The sequence below is a fragment of the Enterobacter sp. UPMP701 genome (assembly GCF_053709515.1).
Window position 1 is genome coordinate 139,823 of sequence record NZ_JBSKJN010000009.1, and the last position, 16,829, is coordinate 156,651.

Below are 16,829 nucleotides of genomic sequence, written 5' to 3' on the forward strand. Positions count from 1 at the left end.
GGCTGGCTTCCTACAATTCACTCACCATCCGCAGAACCCTCAAGGAAGTGAACATGCCCGACGCCCTGCAACAACGTTGCCAGCACATTGTGACAAGCCCGGTGTTAACCCCGGAGCAAAAACGTCATTTTCTGGCACTGGAAGCGGAAAATTATCTGCCCTATCCCGCTCTGCCAGAGGCGGCCCGCGCCGCGCTGGACGAGGGGTTTATCTGCGACATGTTCGAAGGCCACGCGCCCTACAAACCGCGCTACGTGCTACCGGATTATGAAAAATTCCTGGCTAACGGTTCAGAGTGGCTGGAGCTGGAAGGCGCGAAAGATCTTGATGACGCCCTCTCGATGTTAACCATTCTCTACCACCATGTTCCGTCCGTCACATCCAAGCCGGTCTATCTGGGGCAGCTTGATGCGATACTGAGTTCGTATGTTAGAATTCTAACACAAGAAGAAATCGATAGCCGAATAAAACGTTTCTGGCGCTATCTCGACAGAACCCTGCCGGATGCCTTTATGCACGCCAATATTGGCCCGGCAGACGGCCCTGTCACCCGTGCCATTTTGCGTGCAGATGCTGAACTGAAGCAGGTTGCGCCCAATCTGACCTTTATCTACGATCCTGATATCACCCCGGACGATTTGCTGCTTGAGGTGGCAAAAAACATCTGCGAATGCAGCAAGCCGCATATTTCAAATGGCCCAGTGAATGATAAAATTTTCACAAAAGGCCGCTATGGCGTGGTGAGCTGCTACAACTCACTGCCGCTGGCGGGCGGTGGCAGCACCCTGGTGCGCCTTAACCTCAAGGCCATTGCCGAACACAGCGCATCGGTTGACGAATTCTTCACCCGCACGCTTCCGCACTACTGCCAGCAGCAAATCGCCATCATCGATTCCCGCTGTGATTTTCTGTATCAGCAATCCGGCTTCTTTGAGAATAGCTTCCTGGTGAAAGAGGGGCTGATTGATGCCGATCGGTTTGTGCCGATGTTTGGCATGTATGGTCTGGCGGAAGCGGTGAATGCACTCTGTGAAAAGGAGGGCATTGAAGGCCGTTACGGGAAAGACGAGCAGGCTAACGCGCTGGGCTACCGCATCAGCGGGCAGCTGGCGGCGTTTGTGGAAAACGCACCGGTAAAACACGGCTGGAAAAAACGCGCGATGCTGCACGCCCAGTCAGGCATCAGCTCCGATTCGGGCACCACGCCGGGGGCGCGTCTGCCGTACGGTGACGAGCCGGATCCCGTCAGCCATCTACTGGCCGTTGCGCCGCATCACAAATACTATCACTCCGGAATCAGCGATATTCTCACCCTGGAGGAGACGGTTAAACGCAATCCTCAGGCGGTGGTCCAGCTTTGCCTGGGGGCATTCAGGGCCGGTATGCGTGAGTTCACCGCGAACGTGGCGGGTAACGATCTGGTGCGCGTGACTGGCTATATGGTTCGCTTGTCGGATCTGGAGAAATACCGGGAAGCGGGTTCAAGAACAAACACCACGTGGCTGGGGGAAGAGGCCGCGCGCAATACCCGCATTCTGGAACGTCAGCCGCGCGTGATAAGCCATGAACAGCAGATGCGCTTTAGTTAGTCAGGTCATTCCTTTTTCCTGCGTGGACGGGCCGGGCAGCCGCCTGGCGCTGTTCCTGCAGGGCTGCAATCTGCGCTGCAAAACCTGCCACAACCCGTGGACGATCGGCCGCTGCAACGACTGTGGAGACTGCGTACCCCACTGCCCGCACGACGCGCTGACCATTCAGGCCGGACGCGTCTGGTGGCAGGAGAGTCACTGCCAGCAGTGCGACACCTGCCTGCACCTTTGCCAGCAGAGGGCAACGCCCATGGCGCACCGCCTGAGCGTGGACGATATCCTCATCCAGGTCCGTAAATCCGCGCCCTTTATCGAAGGGATCACCGTGAGCGGCGGCGAAGCCACAACGCAATTGCCGTTTTTGATCGCCCTGTTCACCGCGATCAAAGCCGATCCCGCCCTGTGCCGCCTCACCTGCCTGGTAGACAGCAACGGTCTGCTAAGCGAAACCGGCTGGCAAAAATTGCTGCCGGTGCTCGATGGCGCAATGCTGGATCTCAAAGCATGGGGGAATGAGCATCACCGTTTCCTGACCGGGCGCGAAAACCCGCAGATTAAGGAGAGCATCCGCTGGCTGGCAGACCGTCACCGTTTGACGGAGCTCCGCTTGCTGGTCATCCCGGAACAGTGTGATTATCTGGAACATCTCAAACCGTTGATAACGTTCATCCACGGGCTGGGAAATGTTCCGGTGCGTATTAACGCGTTTCATGCCCACGGGGTTTACGGGGAAGCGGCATCATGGCGCAGCGCCACGCCGGAGGATATTGAGCCGCTGGCATTGGCGCTGGAAAAACAGAAGATAAGGGTAATCCGCCCTGCGCTTTATCTATAGCGTGATGCCAAATACGGCGCGGGTATTTTCCAGCAGCGCACTGGCAATGACCTCTTCAGGTTCCTGACGCAGTTCGCACAGCACATCAAAAACGCGTGCCGCCTGTTCCGGGCGATTCGGCTGGCCCTGAAAACCATTCAGCGGCATATCGGGTGCATCCGTTTCCAGTAACAACGCCGACAGGGGCAGCTGCGCCATCACGTCGCGGGTTTTACTGGCACGCGGATAGGTGATGGTGCCACCGACGCCAATTTTGTAGCCCAGCTCAATAAAACGCTGCGCCTGCTGCAGGCTACCGGCGAAACCGTGCACAACGCCCCTGCGCGGCAGGTCAATGCGCTTCAGGTGCATCGCCAGTTTGTCATGGGTGCGTCGGGAGTGGAGGATCACCGGCAGATCGTGACGCTTCGCCAGCCGAAGCTGCGCGTCGAGGATCGTCTGCTGGCGTTCAAACTGCGGATCTTCACGATAGAGATCGAGCCCGATCTCACCGATGGCGACAAGTTTGTCTCCGGCGCTTTGCAGCACCTGATCCAGCTGTTCAAGATGCTCATCATGATGGCGCTCAATCACAATCGGATGCAGACCGAGCGCGGCATAAAGCGCAGGGTGTTGTGTGGAAAGATCCAGCACGCGGGAAAAATAGGCCGCTTCGACGGACGGCACAATAATGGCCTGCACGCCTGCTTCGGCAGCTTTCGCAATGCTTTGTGCTTCATCCCCGGTAAACGGCGGGAAATCAAAGTGGCAGTGGGTATCAATAAAGCGGTGCGTCACGCCAGATCCTCGTTATCCAGTAAAGCATCATTCGCCTGCGGAATATCCACCAGCGGCATCGTCAGGGCGTCATTGGCGACAACTGCGGGTGGCGTAATAATCCGCTTATGCCGATGAAGCGGCGGCTGCTCGGCCAGCATTTTTCCGACCGTCGCCAGGAAGTAACGCCCGCACAGCCGCCCCGTTTTATAATCCATGCGCAGCGCAGGGACGCGACTGCCCAGCGCCATGCTGACTAACGGCTTAGGCGGATAGATTTCGAAAATACGTAACTTACCCGGCGGCTTATCAATGAAACGCTGCATCGCGCCGTAGGTGGTTTCATGCTGCTTCGCAATATTCACCAGCGGCTGCAGGCTGCTGTCGCCCAGCCAGCGCTCCATCCGTTTAAACCACTGCGGCGTGTAATACATTTGCGACGGCACGGTACGGATCACCACGATGGTTTTCGCCCCGCGTCGCGCGGCTTCCTGCACCGGCACCGCGTCGCTGATCCCCCCGTCCAGATAGCTGATGCCGTCCAGCAGCGCGCCGGTACGATAAAAACCGGGAATGGCGCTGGAGGCGCGGATGATGTCCAGCCAGTTCTCCTTCTGCGGAGAGAAATAGCCTGGAGAATAGTCATCCCCCCGGCTGGCGCACATCCAGAATTCTTTGCCACTATCAAACAGACGGGCGGCAGTATCCATGGCCAGCGGCATCTGACTGGAGGTCGACTCCAGCAGCCAGTCGAGATCGATCAGGTTCCCGCCGCGCACAAAGCGCACCGGGTTAAAAAATTCTTTCGCCGTGGTGTAGCGCATAATCACTTTTCGCGCGTAGCCGGGCTGGTTACAGACATAGGCAGAGAGATTCTGCGCCCCGGCGGACGTGCCAAAGTAGAGGTCAAACGGGTTGAACTGCGCGCGCATAAATTCATCCAGCACGCCAGCGGTAAAAATGCCGCGCTGCCCGCCCCCCTCACAGACCAGTGCGAGTTGACCCGCGCGAAACGGTTTTAACGTCAGCGGCGCAATATTGCCGAGCGTAACGGGAATTCGTTGCCCCACCTCTGCTTTCCTGTTTTGATTATTTATCACTCCACAGTAACGCACCCGACCTGTAACGCAAATAAGAAAAAGCCAGTCGCAGTGACTGGCTTTATTTTGTTGACGGAATATTGCGTTTGCTACGGACGTCTACGACCCGTAAACAGACTGACCAGGAACAGAATAATACCCACAACGAAGACAATTTTAGCTGCCCATGCCGCTGTACCTGCCAGTCCACCAAAGCCCAATGCGGCGGCAATTAACGCGATAACCAGAAATATAATGCCCCAACGAAACATAAGCTTCTCCTTTACCATAGTTAATGTCGGCCGCTAAACGTGAGCGCTCAGGTCACTCACCGGCGTTTTTCCAGAGTCGTTCTTATTCCGCCCGCAGGGGTTAAGCCTTACGGGCGAATGGTCCAGATTTACTTCGTTTTCAGATCGTTTTTAACGCTTTTCACACCATCAATCGCTTTCGCAATTGACTCGGCGCGTTCACTTTGCGCCTGTGAATCAACCGTACCGGAAAGCTGCACCACGCCATCGGTGGTTTCCACTTTCACCTTACGGGACGGTACGATGTCATCTGCTAACAGTTTAGCTTTGATTTCGCTGGTGGTTGCCGCATCCCCGGCATAACCTTTCACCGAGGCGTCTTTGCTGTCGCGAACGTGCAGCTTATCGCTCACGGACGCAACGCCTTCGACACCCTTAGCGACTTTCACAGCCTGTTCGGCCTGAGCCTGGCTTTCTACGAAGCCGCTCAGCGTGACCACTTTCTTATCGGTCTTAACGGAAATATCGGTGCTCTTGATGGCTTCATCATCCACCAGTGCGGCTTTCACTTTTGCTGTGATAGAGCTGTCGTCCATGAAATTACCGACTTTATTCATAGAGCTATCGATTTTTTGCCCTGCGGTATCGGCCGTGGACTGCGCTTTATCCATGGTGCTGCTTTCCGCGAGAGCGGAGCCGCTAACCAGAACGCTACCCAGTGTTACAGCCAGCAGAGTTTTAGAAATCTTCAGTCTTGTCATATTCATCGATGTATTCCTGTGTTTTACCCGTTATTCGGGCTACATACTTCCTTAGTAGTTTTATATATTGCGAATAAACACACGGGTGAAATGGAGAACCAATCGACATGCATTGAACAGTTAATTCATCCACGCCCGGTGCTAAACACTGAGTTAAATATAGATCACTCTCACAATGCCGCTTTCAGAATTGGGTAAAAAACGCGCGAATAGCGTGAAATTGCGGTGAATTAAGAACATTCCGCAAGGGACTAATAAGACAGGAATAAAAGAAGAGCACGGCGATTGCCGTGCTCTGAGAGGGGATTAGTGTTCGCGCGTTTTGCGGAACTGAACGTCTGGATAACGTTCCTGCGTCAGGTTCAGGTTCACCATTGTGGGGGCGATATAGGTCAGATTATCGCCGCCATCCAGCGCCAGCTGAATTTCGTTCTTACGTTTAAATTCTTCGAATTTCTTCACGTCGGAACACTCAACCCAGCGCGCCGTCGCCACGTTTACGGACTCGTAAATCGCTTCAACGTTGTATTCGCTCTTCAGACGCGCAACGACCACGTCGAACTGCAGCACACCGACCGCACCAACGATCAGATCGTTGTTGGCGATTGGGCGGAACACCTGCACGGCACCCTCTTCGGAGAGCTGAACCAGGCCTTTCAGCAGCTGTTTCTGTTTCAGCGGATCGCGCAGACGAATACGGCGGAACAGTTCCGGTGCGAAGTTCGGAATACCGGTGAACTTCATCATCTCGCCCTGGGTGAAGGTATCGCCGATCTGGATGGTACCGTGGTTATGCAGACCAATGATGTCGCCCGGATACGCTTCTTCTACATGAGAGCGATCGCCCGCCATAAAGGTCAGCGCGTCGGAAATCACCACGTCTTTACCGATACGCACCTGGCGCAGCTTCATGCCCTTTTCATATTTACCGGAGACCACGCGCATGAAAGCTACGCGGTCGCGGTGTTTCGGGTCCATATTGGCCTGAATTTTAAAGACGAAGCCGGAGAACTTCTCTTCCTTCGCTTCCACTTCACGGGTGTCGGTTTTACGCGGCATCGGCTGCGGCGCCCACTCCACCAGGCCGTCCAGCATGTGGTCAACGCCGAAGTTACCCAGCGCGGTACCAAAGAAGACCGGGGTAATTTCGCCGCTCAGGAACAGCTCTTTGTCGAACTCGTGAGACGCGCCCTTCACCAGCTCCAGCTCGTCGCGCAGCTGCGCGGCCAGCTCTTCGCCAACTGCAGCATCAAGATCCGGGTTGTCCAGACCCTTCACAATACGTACTTCCTGAATGGTGTGGCCTTTACCGGTCTGGTACAGGTAAGTTTCGTCTTTATAGAGGTGATAAACCCCTTTGAACAGCTTACCGCAGCCGATTGGCCACGTGATTGGCGCACAGGCAATCTTCAGCTCGTTTTCCACTTCATCCATCAGCTCCATCGGATCGCGGATGTCACGGTCGAGTTTGTTCATGAAGGTGAGGATCGGCGTATCGCGCAGACGGGTAACTTCCATCAGCTTACGGGTACGGTCTTCTACACCTTTCGCGGCGTCGATCACCATCAGACAGCAGTCCACTGCCGTCAGAGTACGGTAGGTATCTTCGGAGAAGTCTTCGTGGCCCGGGGTGTCCAGCAGGTTCACCAGGCAGTCGTGATACGGGAACTGCATCACGGAGGTGGTAATCGAAATACCACGCTGCTTTTCCATCTCCATCCAGTCGGATTTAGCATGCTGGCTGGAGCCACGGCCTTTAACGGTACCCGCGGTCTGGATCGCCTGTCCGAACAGCAACACCTTCTCGGTGATGGTCGTTTTACCGGCATCCGGGTGCGAGATAATGGCAAAAGTGCGGCGTTTGGCCACCTCTTGCAGATAAGGAGACAACGTCATAATCAATTCTTCTTAGGTAAGCGCGGCAGCAGGCCGCGCATCATGGAATACGAAAAATGCGGCTATTTTACCCATCAACAGGGGGCAGGCAATCATTGTTTACACAGGAGCTGCTCCAGTTCGTTCAATGACGTAACGGTCCAGGTCGGTTCAATGCCTTCCGGCGGTACGCGGCCATGCGCGTTTAGCCAGACGGTCGACAGACCTGACTTTATGCCGCCAAGAATATCAGACTCTGCGGTATCCCCCACCATCAGGACGCGCTCGCGGTCGGGATTTCCGGCCTGCGCCAGCGCATAGTCGAAAATACGCGGGTCCGGCTTCGGTACGCCCACCTCTTCGGAGATCACCAGCGCGTCGAAATAATCGCGCAGGCCGGTGCGCTCCAGGCGGATCTGCTGCAGGGCGGTAAAACCGTTGGTAATGATTCCAAGCTTTACCTTGCCTTTTAACGCATTAAGCAGAGAAACCGCGCCCGGCAGCGGGGCGCAAATATCCGCCATCGCATTCAGAAAAGCATCGTTCAGCGAACCCGGACTCACGTTTAAGCGCTCCGCCCAGACGTCAAACCGCTGGTGCTGAAGCTGTAACGCAGTGATGGCACCGTTCTGGTAATCCACCCACAGCGGCTTGTTCACCGCCTGATAGTCCTGAAAATCTTCGGCGGTGAAGGTCACGCTATAGTCGAGAAACATCCGCTGTAGGCCGCCGAACGAGTCAAACGTAAACAGCGTTTCGTCGGCATCAAAGAAAATCCAGTCCCATTTCATCGTTACAACCTTTTTTCGTTATCCAATTGGCAGAGCCATTATGATGGCGTCTTCACGTCCCTCTGCGGTGGGGTAGTAGTTACGGCGGACTGTCGCCTCGTTAAAGCCTAAGCTTTCATAGAGCGCGATGGCGGCGACATTCGACGCGCGCACTTCCAGCCACAGGGTGAAAACGTCACGGGTTTCAAGCTCGCGGATGAGGTGCTCGAGCAGTTCCCTTCCCAGCCCACGGCGCTGATACGCCGGGTCGACGGCGATGTTAAACAGCGTCGCTTCATCAAGAACCACCTGCGTAATGGCGAACGCGGCCAGGGTGCCGTCAACGTCCAGACGGTAGTTCAGATACCGTTCGCCCTGATTGCTGGCAAACGTTTTTTCGCTCCACGGAAAGGCGTGGGCGCGTGTTTCAATCGCGAACGCTGCGGTCAGGTCAGACGTCGTGAGGGAAGAAATCGTGTTCATATTCGCAGATTTGTTGCCATAGCGCGCTGCGCGCCTTTGGATTGGCTTTCAGTTCGTCCAGCGCTGGCGAGCAGATCTGGCTCCCCTGGAGAGGCATATCGTTTATCTCCCCAATGCGCCAGCTGTTACAGCGGCTTTCGGGAGGGAGCATCGCGACACGTTCCGGCGTCAGCTGTAAAACCTCGTCGGCCGTCAGCTTCAGGCTGCGAAGGACATCGCCGATAAGGGGTTCATTCAGGGCAGGCAGTTCTTCCGCCACCATCACCAGGCGTACGTGCGCAGGGATGGAGATGGCGATCTCGCCCTGCAACGCCGTCGGGCGACGCAAGGCCCACTGGGTGATGCCCAGTTGCTGCAACTGCCAGTCTCGTCGGGATGTCATAGGGATAACTCCTGTCTCTCAGGCGCGCAAATATAGCAAATGTGTCGAAAGTGCGCCATCTACCTACTATAATCCCCGCCTGAGTTTATTGAGGAACAATTCATGTCTGCATTTACCCCGGCAAGTGAAGTCTTGCTGCGTCACAGTGATGATTTCGAAGAAAGCCGTATTCTGTTTGCCGGAGATATGCAGGATGACCTGCCTGCGCGTTTCGACTGTGCTGAAAGCCGTGCCCATACCCAATACTACCACCACTGGCAGGTGCTGAGCCGCCAGATGGGCGAGCGCGCGCGCTTTAGCCTGGTGGCGGAGCAGAGCGACATTGCGGACTGCGATACGCTGATCTACTACTGGCCGAAGAACAAGCCGGAAGCCCAGTTCCAGCTGATGAATCTGCTCTCCCTGCTGCCGGTCGGCTGCGATATTTTCGTGGTGGGCGAGAACCGCAGCGGCGTGCGCAGCGCTGAACAGATGCTGGAAGGTTACGCGCCGCTGAATAAAGTCGACAGCGCCCGCCGCTGTGGTCTTTACCATGGCCGTCTGGAAAAACAGACAACCTTTGATGCGCAGACTTACTGGGACGAGTACCAGCTTGACGGTCTGACCATCAAAACCCTGCCGGGCGTGTTCAGCCGTGACGCGCTGGATACGGGCAGCAAGCTGCTGCTCTCCACCCTGACGCCGCACACCAAGGGCAAGGTGCTGGACGTGGGCTGTGGCGCAGGCGTGCTCTCAACGGTGCTTGCCAGCCATTCTCCAAAAGTCCGCTTAACCCTGTGTGACGTCAGCGCACCGGCGGTAGAAGCCAGCCGCGCAACGCTTGCGGCAAACGGCATTGAAGGCGACGTGATTGCCAGCAACGTCTTCTCTGACGTTACCGGTCGCTTTGACATGATCATCTCTAACCCGCCGTTCCATGACGGCATGGAGACCAGCCTGGAAGCCGCGCAAACGCTGATCCGCGGAGCCGTTCGTCACCTGAACAGCGGCGGCGAGCTGCGCATCGTCGCGAACGCCTTCCTCGCGTACCCGAAAGTGCTGGACGAAACTTTCGGCTTCCACGAAGTCATCGCTCAGACAGGCCGCTTTAAGGTCTACCGCACCGTGATGACGCGTCAGGCAAAGAAATAATTCGCCATGCAATCCAGGCCGGATAAGCGCCAGCGCCATCCGGCAAGCAGGCGTCTCAATTCCGGCCATTTTTGCAGCAATCAATAAAAGGCGCGCACTTTTCTGTTGACGTAATGCTGAAAACATCTAGAATGCGCCTCCGTGGTTACGATACTTTTACAGTATCGATGGTATGCGAAGGTGGCGGAATTGGTAGACGCGCTAGCTTCAGGTGTTAGTGTCCTTACGGATGTGGGGGTTCGAGTCCCCCCCCTCGCACCATAAATCACGTTGATATTGCTCGCACTGGGCGAAGGTGGCGGAATTGGTAGACGCGCTAGCTTCAGGTGTTAGTGTCCTTACGGATGTGGGGGTTCGAGTCCCCCCCCTCGCACCAACGAGGCGATATCAAAAAATAGTAAGATGACTGTGCGAAGGTGGCGGAATTGGTAGACGCGCTAGCTTCAGGTGTTAGTGTCCTTACGGATGTGGGGGTTCGAGTCCCCCCCCTCGCACCAATTATCTTACCTCCCCTCTTTAGTACGTCCTTTTTCCCGGTTATTTCACACTCATCGTTATCACCAGAATTGCACTGACCAATGCGACACATGATGGCAGTAACACATAGTGACGTAGTTGCTTATGCCAGATCATGCCTGACGTCATCAGCAACCCTGACACAATGATAGCCTTCCAGCTTTCGATGGAAAGATCGGCAAACATCAAACCGCCAAGGATTACGCCCGGCAGCAATACTCCCCATGCACTTCCCAGCGCCCTGTTCAACATGCATCGCCCTTTCATAACGATAATGATAAACACTATCATATGATAAAAATTATCATCTGTCAGCGCGATGAATCAAAAAAAGATCGCCCTTTGCCTTTATGTAGAATGACAGGAATACCCTAAGGTGATAAATTGCCCACCTGTTAACTTCACATAAAGCTTTTCTTATAATTACTCTTTGAGTTTTTTGCATAACTTATTGCGAAACAACACTTATTTATCTGTTTTAATTAAATTTTAATAAAAACGCACGACTATGACATCACACTCCTGGCGGTCTTTGGTTCAAAGAAAATATCAATTATCGTTACGTTTATTTTTATTTCTGAACGCAACTTCCGCCGTGTTCTCGGTAACAAACCCGCTCTATTCTCTACGCGTGTTTTCTGTTCCTCTGATGGCTATTTTCGCCATCAGTACGGGCCTGTTCGTCTGGCACTGGAGAAAGCGCGCGCGAAAGATAAATATTCCTGTCGTTTCAGGGATATTCGGTATTTTATGGGCATGGCAAATTGACTCGAAATTTTCGCTAATTACCCACGACCAGGCGACGTATTTGATCATCGCGCTATTAACGGTGCTTTTTATCGGAACGCTGGCATTCGCCAGTAATATCAAAGCATTTACGCTGCACTCGCTCCCCGCCTTTATTGTCTGCCTGTGGTTAAGCACCCCAGACATATGGCTGAGAATGACCTATTATTTCGCACTTCCTGTGGTGGCAGTTGCTATTCATAACATTTTGCAAAGGCGCAACGATCGCTTCGCCCAGGAGCTGCTCTCCCGCCTGCTTGAAGAACGGGAAACCCTCACCGATCTCAGCATGATGGATCCGCTAACCGGGCTTTATAATCGTCGCGGCCTGCAAAGTCGTCTGGAGAACCTGCCGGCGGTGGAAAACGGCGAACATTTTGTTCTGCTGATGGATATCGATCACTTCAAAGCCTATAACGACCACTACGGCCATATGATGGGCGATCAGGCATTGAAACGCGTTTCTGCAGCCATTCGTGATGCCGTCCGTTCGCGGGATATTGTGGCGCGTTTTGGCGGGGAAGAATTTATGGTGCTGCTGACGAATATTTCACTTGAACACGCCCGGCTGACGGCAGAGCGGATCCGTCAGAAAGTATACGATTTAAAAATCCCACACTTGTTTAACGAAAGCGTGGCGACCAATGTCACCATCAGCATCGGTATTGCTATTTTCGAGAATGAAGATGTGGAAGGTGCGCTGGAAAAAGCGGACAGAGCCCTTTACGAAGCAAAGCATCTGGGGCGCAATAACATACTGCTGAGTGAAGAGCTGCAAACCGCTTAAGCACGTGAGCGGTTAATCTGGACAAAAGTCTTGCCATTGGAATGAGCAATAGTTAGGATTGGCAATCATTATCATTTAGATTCCTATCTCAACTATGGCAACGCAAACCGCACACATCGTTGAACCACTCCTCTGGCGAACACCTCTCACCAGCGGGAATGCGTCGCTTGCGGATGCCATACGGGATAAGATTGCGGAAACGCGCGCGCATCTGCTGGACTTTATCAGGCTTGATGAAGTGCCCCCGCATCACGCCATGACGCTCTCAGAGTGGCAACAACCATCTAAACTGCAGTCACTGCTTGCCACCTATTCCGATCACATTTATCGCAATCAGCCAACGCTTACGCGGGAAAATAAACCCCTGCTCTCTCTCTGGGCGCAATGGTATATCGGGCTGATGGTTCCCCCACTCATGCTGGCGGTATTAACCCAAAAAAGCATGCTGGCGCTCTCGCCGGATCATTTTCACGTCGAGTTCCACGAAACTGGCCGGGCAGCCTGTTTCTGGATCGATCTGCACGAAGTTCGCGGTGCCGGGGAGCTCTCTGCACAGGAGCGTTTAGAGCAACTTATTACTCAGGCACTGATTCCGGTGGTGGATGCTCTAGAAGCGACGGGAGAGATCAACGGGAAGCTTATCTGGAGTAATACCGGGTATTTAATTCACTGGTATTTAACGGAAATGAAACCGCTGCTCGGCGATGAGAAAGTGGAGGCTCTGCGTCAGTCCTGTTTCTTTGCCAAACAGCTTTCCGATGGCCGCGATAACCCGTTATTCCGCACCGTTGTGCTCCGGGACGGGCTTCTGGTGCGTCGCACCTGCTGCCAGCGCTATCGCCTGCCGGACGTTAAGCAGTGCGGGGATTGCACGCTGAAGTAGTCGGGCCCGGCCTGATGCCCTCACCCTGACCCTCTCCCTTAATGGAGAGGGAACAAACACTAAAAACGGCAACCTGAAAGTTGCCGTTTTGCTTTTACCTAGGCCACCTGCTGATTGTCCTCTTCCGCATTACGCTGCGCTTCTTCCGCTTCCTGCTCCAGCAGCTGTTTCTCATACACCTTAAAGAACGGGAAGTAGATAATTGCCGACACGCAGGCCAGAACCACAACCAGAATCGCCGCGCGGAAATCCCAGCCCAGAGCCCATGCCGCGCCTATCGGCGCCGGTGCCGTCCAGGGAACCACTGAGATAACACGACCAATCAGATCAAACGTCATCGCCGCCCAGGCCAGCACGGCGTTAACCATCGGGGCCAGCAGGAACGGAATAAAGAACACCGGGTTCATCACAATCGGCGTACCGAAGATAACGGGTTCATTGATGTTGAAGAAGCTTGGCACCACGCTCAATCGGCCGATAGAGCGTAAGTGCGCTGAACGGCTGCGCAGATAGCAAATCACCAGCCCCATCGTCGCTCCTGACCCGCCAATTACAATGAAGAACGTCCAGAAGGCTTCCATAAAGATATGTGGCAGAGGCTGACCGGCGGCCAGCGCGGTCTGGTTCGCCCCGAGGTTAGTCAGCCAGAACATCTGCAGCATCCCGGAGACAATAGCCGCACCGTGGATCCCGGCGAACCACAGCAGGTGGCCAATCAGCACTGCCAGCAGAATCGCAGGCAGCGAGTCAGCCGCTGAAACCAGAGGTTTGAAGATCGACATAATCGCCTGCGGGATCAGCATGCCAAACTGAGACTGAATAAACAGGCTCAGCGGATAGAGCGTTAACACCACCACCAGCACCGGGATCAGCAGATCAAAGGAGTTTTTGATCATCGGCGGCACCTGGTCTGGCAGGCGAATACCGATGTTATGCGCTTTCAGGAAACGCATCATCTCAACGCAGTAAATCGCTACCAGAATCGCGGTAAAAATACCGGTCCCGCCCAGGCTGTCGACGGGAAGCGTGCCTTTGGTTTTAGGGGCCGCAACCAGCAGAAACGCCATCAACGACAGCATGGCGCACATGAATGGATCCAGCTGATGCGTTTTCACATAGTGTTTGCCAAGGTTATAGGCAATGGCCGCACAGATATAAATGGACATAATCCCCATGGTCATATCAAACGGCGTCAGGATCTGGCCTTCGAATTGTTTCGCCATATCCAGCCAGGCGCGTGCGAAGCCCCAGGTGGTGTCAGGCGAAAATGGCGGGTAGGCAAACACTAATAAAAATGAACCCACAATCATAAACGGCATCGCGGAAATAAACCCATCACGGATAGCCATCACATGACGCTGGGAAGAGATCCGCCCGGCAATCGGGCTCACGTAATTTTCAACGAAACGGAATATCAGATTAAACGCAGCATGGTTGGCAGACATGGTTGCTCTCCTGTCAGACGTTTCTTACTGGCGCACTCGCGCCGCACGTTGTTCCATAAATCAGCTTCACAACCTTGCTGGCTTGCGTTCCAGCGGTACTGCTCAGACAGAATGGTTTCATAATTGGCTCTTATTATTGGATACAGGGGACGTTACGTACTCAGTATTAATCGACGCATCACGCTCTGCAACCGGTTACTGTAACCGGTTTCTGTGATTGTGAAGAGGATCCAGAAATCAGCCATCCTGGATATTTGTTACTTAAGAGATATTTACAGAGCATAAATTCTTATGACAGATTACGCAGGATATTTGTCAGGAGGAAACAATGAGTTTGCAGTCTGTACAGCAGTTTTTTGCCGACAACGCGCCGGAGATAGAGGTTATAGAACTTAGCCAGAGTACCGCGACCGTTGCGCTGGCTGCAGCCGCCCACCGCGTAGAGCCGGGACAAATTGCCAAAACCTTATCGTTAAAGGTTAAAAATGAGGTGATTCTGGTCGTGGCGAAGGGTGATGCGCGTCTCGATAACAAAAAGCTGAAAGACACGTTTGGCGCGAAAGCCCGCATGCTCAGCAGTGATGAAGTGGTCACCGTTACCGGTCATCCGGTTGGTGGCGTCTGCCCTTTCGGGCTGGAAAACCCGCTGTCGGTTTACTGCGATATCTCTTTAAAACAGTACGCTGAAGTGCTTCCCGCTGCAGGTGCCATCCACAGTGCCGTGCGTATTTCTCCAGATAGAATGGCAGAGCTGACATCCGCAAAATGGGTTGATGTTTGTATCTGATTGGTGCGCCAGAACGTATCTGGCGCAAAAGGCAGGTTATAAAAATGTCGGTTTGCCTGGCCCCGTAGCTCGCGGTTCCCTCACCGGGAGATGCGTAAGAATATCCGCCGCATCAAGAAGCCCTACGTCAGAATTCACTCCCAGTTTTACCATCGCATTAAACTTATGCGCGCGGATAGTCTTGATATTACGCTCAAGCTGCTCTGCGATTTCAGGGATAGAATATCCGCATGACATATAACGCAAAATAGCCCTTTCCGTTGGGCTTAACATTCGGTTCTGACTGCAGTACCAATGATTCAGCATATTGTCATTAATGCGTTGCGTTTCGCTTAACAACATCACAAATTCCTTCAACAGGTGGTCAAGTGTCACCGATTTACTGACCACACCGTGAAGACGTGAAGGCGAAAGATGGCTAATCAACCGCGCCTCCATCTCATCCGATACCAGGATAATGCGCTGAATATGGCTATGTGTAAACGCGAGATCCCGCAGATGCGCCAGGCAGTTACGACGTTCTTCTCGCGCATCGGAAAGCGAATAAAGCAGCGAGAAAAAATTAACGTGATGCAATGCGTGCTTAAAGCCATCAAAATCATTAAACAAGTGCAACTGATATTGGCTAAGTTCGGGCTGCGTAAAAAGATGTTGCAGCCCGACAGCACTCATCGTGCAATTTTCGATGATGGCGATGTGTCTTGTTGAATCGGTTTTTTCCATTCCTCGAACTCTCCATAGGCTGACATTAAACTCAGCTCTCTCATTCCCTGTGTACTATTGATCCAGGCATACATATCGGCATTACTCCGTAATGACAGCCGTCGCATCGCACTGTTTTTCTGCGCACTGATCGTTTTATTGCTCTTCTTCAGCAATGTGGCGATTTGGTTAATACCCCAACCTTTGCCCAACAGACGAAGCACCTTGCGTTCAGAGTGCGTGAGCGCAATAAATTGTTCCTCGTCATCCTCTATATGCTGAGGTTCTGGCGGCGTTAATAAGGTCTGGCTTATCCGCTCTGCCCGCTCGCTACCGGCCCGGATAGCATTAACCACACCTTCAATAGGCTCCATATCAGAAAGCAACGTGCTTTCCGGCCGCATAAGCAGCTCAACAGCAATGGGATAAAACGGCCGGGAGACCAAAAAGATCCAGTGAATTTCCCGGTACTGGTTCATTAGGCTGTAATACTCTTCGAGCGTGCCCCGCGGGTTCCTGTATTCACCTGAAATATCAGCGATGATGACGTCTGCACGGCGTAACTGAAGCAGGGTTAATTCCTGCAACGAGCGACAATAGGTCAATTCAAAATCGGGGAAATGTCGTGTCATTATCCCCCCTAACCCGTTTTGCATGACGGGTATCCGGCTAATGACAACGCCATGCTTACCATGCAATGACAACATAGACCCTCCGTGTCCATTTTCATTTGATGCGTAACATTAACCGCATCAATGTATAAGTATTTTCGTCCCTGAGTGTAAAACTAATTAGTACAAGCAGAAGATGAGATGTGTTCTTTGGTTAAGAAATGCCTAAACCAGCGCTAATATCTCACAAAAGACAAATAAATTTAATTCTTAAGGCATTAAAATAACGACAAAATAAAATTAGAATAACTAAATACAAATATTTTATATTTCCATATTAATAATTCACTGTATTGATAAATTAAAACAGGACTTCTTTCACAATACGGGGAGGTAACTG

General features: G+C 53.3%; 18 protein-coding genes and 3 tRNA genes. 9 read left to right on the forward strand and 12 right to left on the reverse strand.

Annotated elements, in window-relative coordinates:
* Nucleotides 1-53: 53 nt before the first annotated feature.
* Together ACWKXT_RS18110 and ACWKXT_RS18115 are read left to right on the forward strand one after the other, a co-directional pair.
* Nucleotides 54-1,589, forward strand: a complete 1,536-nt coding sequence (locus ACWKXT_RS18110) for a YjjI family glycine radical enzyme (protein WP_454533055.1) — start codon at nt 54-56, stop codon at nt 1,587-1,589.
* On the forward strand, nt 1,564-2,424 hold the full coding sequence (locus tag ACWKXT_RS18115; protein WP_454533056.1) for a YjjW family glycine radical enzyme activase: 861 nt from the start codon (nt 1,564-1,566) through the stop codon (nt 2,422-2,424). Before ACWKXT_RS18110 ends, ACWKXT_RS18115 begins: the two co-directional genes overlap by 26 nt.
* Here ACWKXT_RS18115 and ACWKXT_RS18120 read toward each other — a convergent pair.
* From ACWKXT_RS18120 to ACWKXT_RS18155, 8 genes are all read right to left on the reverse strand, one after another.
* Nucleotides 2,419-3,201, reverse strand: a complete 783-nt coding sequence (locus ACWKXT_RS18120) for a TatD family hydrolase (protein WP_454528405.1) — start codon at nt 3,199-3,201, stop codon at nt 2,419-2,421. The genes ACWKXT_RS18115 and ACWKXT_RS18120 overlap by 6 nt on opposite strands.
* Entirely contained in the window at nt 3,198-4,250 is a 1,053-nt protein-coding gene (locus ACWKXT_RS18125) for a patatin-like phospholipase family protein (RefSeq protein WP_454533057.1), read from the reverse strand. The genes ACWKXT_RS18120 and ACWKXT_RS18125 overlap by 4 nt, the downstream gene beginning before the upstream one ends.
* A gap of 119 nt (nt 4,251-4,369) precedes the next feature.
* The gene (locus ACWKXT_RS18130; protein WP_003856556.1) at nt 4,370-4,531 is read right to left on the reverse strand and encodes a DUF1328 domain-containing protein; all 162 of its coding nucleotides are present in this window, start codon (nt 4,529-4,531) and stop codon (nt 4,370-4,372) included.
* A gap of 128 nt (nt 4,532-4,659) precedes the next feature.
* Nucleotides 4,660-5,277 (reverse strand): molecular chaperone OsmY, encoded by a 618-nt coding sequence (gene osmY, locus ACWKXT_RS18135; RefSeq protein ID WP_346807336.1) that lies wholly within the window; start codon nt 5,275-5,277, stop codon nt 4,660-4,662.
* 300 nt (nt 5,278-5,577) lie between these two features.
* The gene (gene prfC / locus ACWKXT_RS18140; RefSeq protein ID WP_454533058.1) at nt 5,578-7,167 is read right to left on the reverse strand and encodes a peptide chain release factor 3; all 1,590 of its coding nucleotides are present in this window, start codon (nt 7,165-7,167) and stop codon (nt 5,578-5,580) included.
* A gap of 92 nt (nt 7,168-7,259) precedes the next feature.
* Nucleotides 7,260-7,937 (reverse strand): pyrimidine 5'-nucleotidase, encoded by a 678-nt coding sequence (yjjG, locus tag ACWKXT_RS18145; protein ID WP_454533059.1) that lies wholly within the window; start codon nt 7,935-7,937, stop codon nt 7,260-7,262.
* 18 nt (nt 7,938-7,955) lie between these two features.
* Nucleotides 7,956-8,399 carry a ribosomal protein S18-alanine N-acetyltransferase gene (rimI, locus tag ACWKXT_RS18150; protein WP_454533060.1) on the reverse strand — a complete coding sequence of 148 codons (444 nt, stop codon included), beginning with the start codon at nt 8,397-8,399 and terminating at the stop codon, nt 7,956-7,958.
* The gene (locus ACWKXT_RS18155) at nt 8,368-8,781 is read right to left on the reverse strand and encodes a DNA polymerase III subunit psi (RefSeq protein WP_174341088.1); all 414 of its coding nucleotides are present in this window, start codon (nt 8,779-8,781) and stop codon (nt 8,368-8,370) included. Before ACWKXT_RS18155 ends, rimI begins: the two co-directional genes overlap by 32 nt.
* Nucleotides 8,782-8,883: 102 nt before the next feature.
* Between ACWKXT_RS18155 and rsmC the strand changes: the two genes are divergently transcribed.
* From rsmC to ACWKXT_RS18175, 4 genes are all read left to right on the forward strand, one after another.
* Nucleotides 8,884-9,912 carry a 16S rRNA (guanine(1207)-N(2))-methyltransferase RsmC gene (rsmC, locus tag ACWKXT_RS18160; RefSeq protein WP_454533061.1) on the forward strand — a complete coding sequence of 343 codons (1,029 nt, stop codon included), beginning with the start codon at nt 8,884-8,886 and terminating at the stop codon, nt 9,910-9,912.
* A 174-nt stretch (nt 9,913-10,086) separates the two neighbouring features.
* Nucleotides 10,087-10,173, forward strand: a tRNA-Leu gene (locus ACWKXT_RS18165).
* Between the two features lie 28 nt (nt 10,174-10,201).
* Nucleotides 10,202-10,288: transfer RNA gene (locus tag ACWKXT_RS18170), tRNA-Leu, on the forward strand.
* Nucleotides 10,289-10,322: 34 nt separating this feature from the next.
* Nucleotides 10,323-10,409 (forward strand) — tRNA-Leu (locus ACWKXT_RS18175).
* Nucleotides 10,410-10,449: 40 nt separating this feature from the next.
* Here the strand turns inward: ACWKXT_RS18175 and ACWKXT_RS18180 are convergent.
* Nucleotides 10,450-10,719: a DUF1435 domain-containing protein gene (locus ACWKXT_RS18180; protein WP_454528411.1), complete on the reverse strand. Its 270-nt coding sequence runs from the start codon at nt 10,717-10,719 to the stop codon at nt 10,450-10,452.
* Nucleotides 10,720-10,936: 217 nt separating this feature from the next.
* On the opposite strand from ACWKXT_RS18180, the gene ACWKXT_RS18185 reads away from it, so the two are divergent.
* Together ACWKXT_RS18185 and fhuF are read left to right on the forward strand one after the other, a co-directional pair.
* The gene (locus ACWKXT_RS18185; RefSeq protein WP_454528412.1) at nt 10,937-12,001 is read left to right on the forward strand and encodes a GGDEF domain-containing protein; all 1,065 of its coding nucleotides are present in this window, start codon (nt 10,937-10,939) and stop codon (nt 11,999-12,001) included.
* Nucleotides 12,002-12,095: 94 nt separating this feature from the next.
* On the forward strand, nt 12,096-12,884 hold the full coding sequence (gene fhuF, locus ACWKXT_RS18190) for a siderophore-iron reductase FhuF (protein WP_454528413.1): 789 nt from the start codon (nt 12,096-12,098) through the stop codon (nt 12,882-12,884).
* 98 nt (nt 12,885-12,982) lie between these two features.
* On the opposite strand, the gene ACWKXT_RS18195 is transcribed toward fhuF, so the two are convergent.
* Complete coding sequence (locus tag ACWKXT_RS18195) at nt 12,983-14,329, reverse strand: PTS sugar transporter subunit IIC (RefSeq protein WP_454528414.1); 1,347 nt, start codon at nt 14,327-14,329, stop codon at nt 12,983-12,985.
* 328 nt (nt 14,330-14,657) lie between these two features.
* Here ACWKXT_RS18195 and ACWKXT_RS18200 point away from each other — a divergent pair, with 328 nt between their 5' ends.
* Nucleotides 14,658-15,116 (forward strand): YbaK/EbsC family protein, encoded by a 459-nt coding sequence (locus ACWKXT_RS18200; protein WP_080328960.1) that lies wholly within the window; start codon nt 14,658-14,660, stop codon nt 15,114-15,116.
* 36 nt (nt 15,117-15,152) lie between these two features.
* Here ACWKXT_RS18200 and bglJ read toward each other — a convergent pair whose 3' ends face one another.
* Together bglJ and ACWKXT_RS18210 are read right to left on the reverse strand one after the other, a co-directional pair.
* Complete coding sequence (gene bglJ / locus ACWKXT_RS18205) at nt 15,153-15,788, reverse strand: DNA-binding transcriptional activator BglJ (protein ID WP_454528449.1); 636 nt, start codon at nt 15,786-15,788, stop codon at nt 15,153-15,155.
* Complete coding sequence (locus tag ACWKXT_RS18210; RefSeq protein WP_454533062.1) at nt 15,785-16,525, reverse strand: helix-turn-helix transcriptional regulator; 741 nt, start codon at nt 16,523-16,525, stop codon at nt 15,785-15,787. The genes bglJ and ACWKXT_RS18210 overlap by 4 nt, the downstream gene beginning before the upstream one ends.
* Nucleotides 16,526-16,829: the final 304 nt, after the last annotated feature.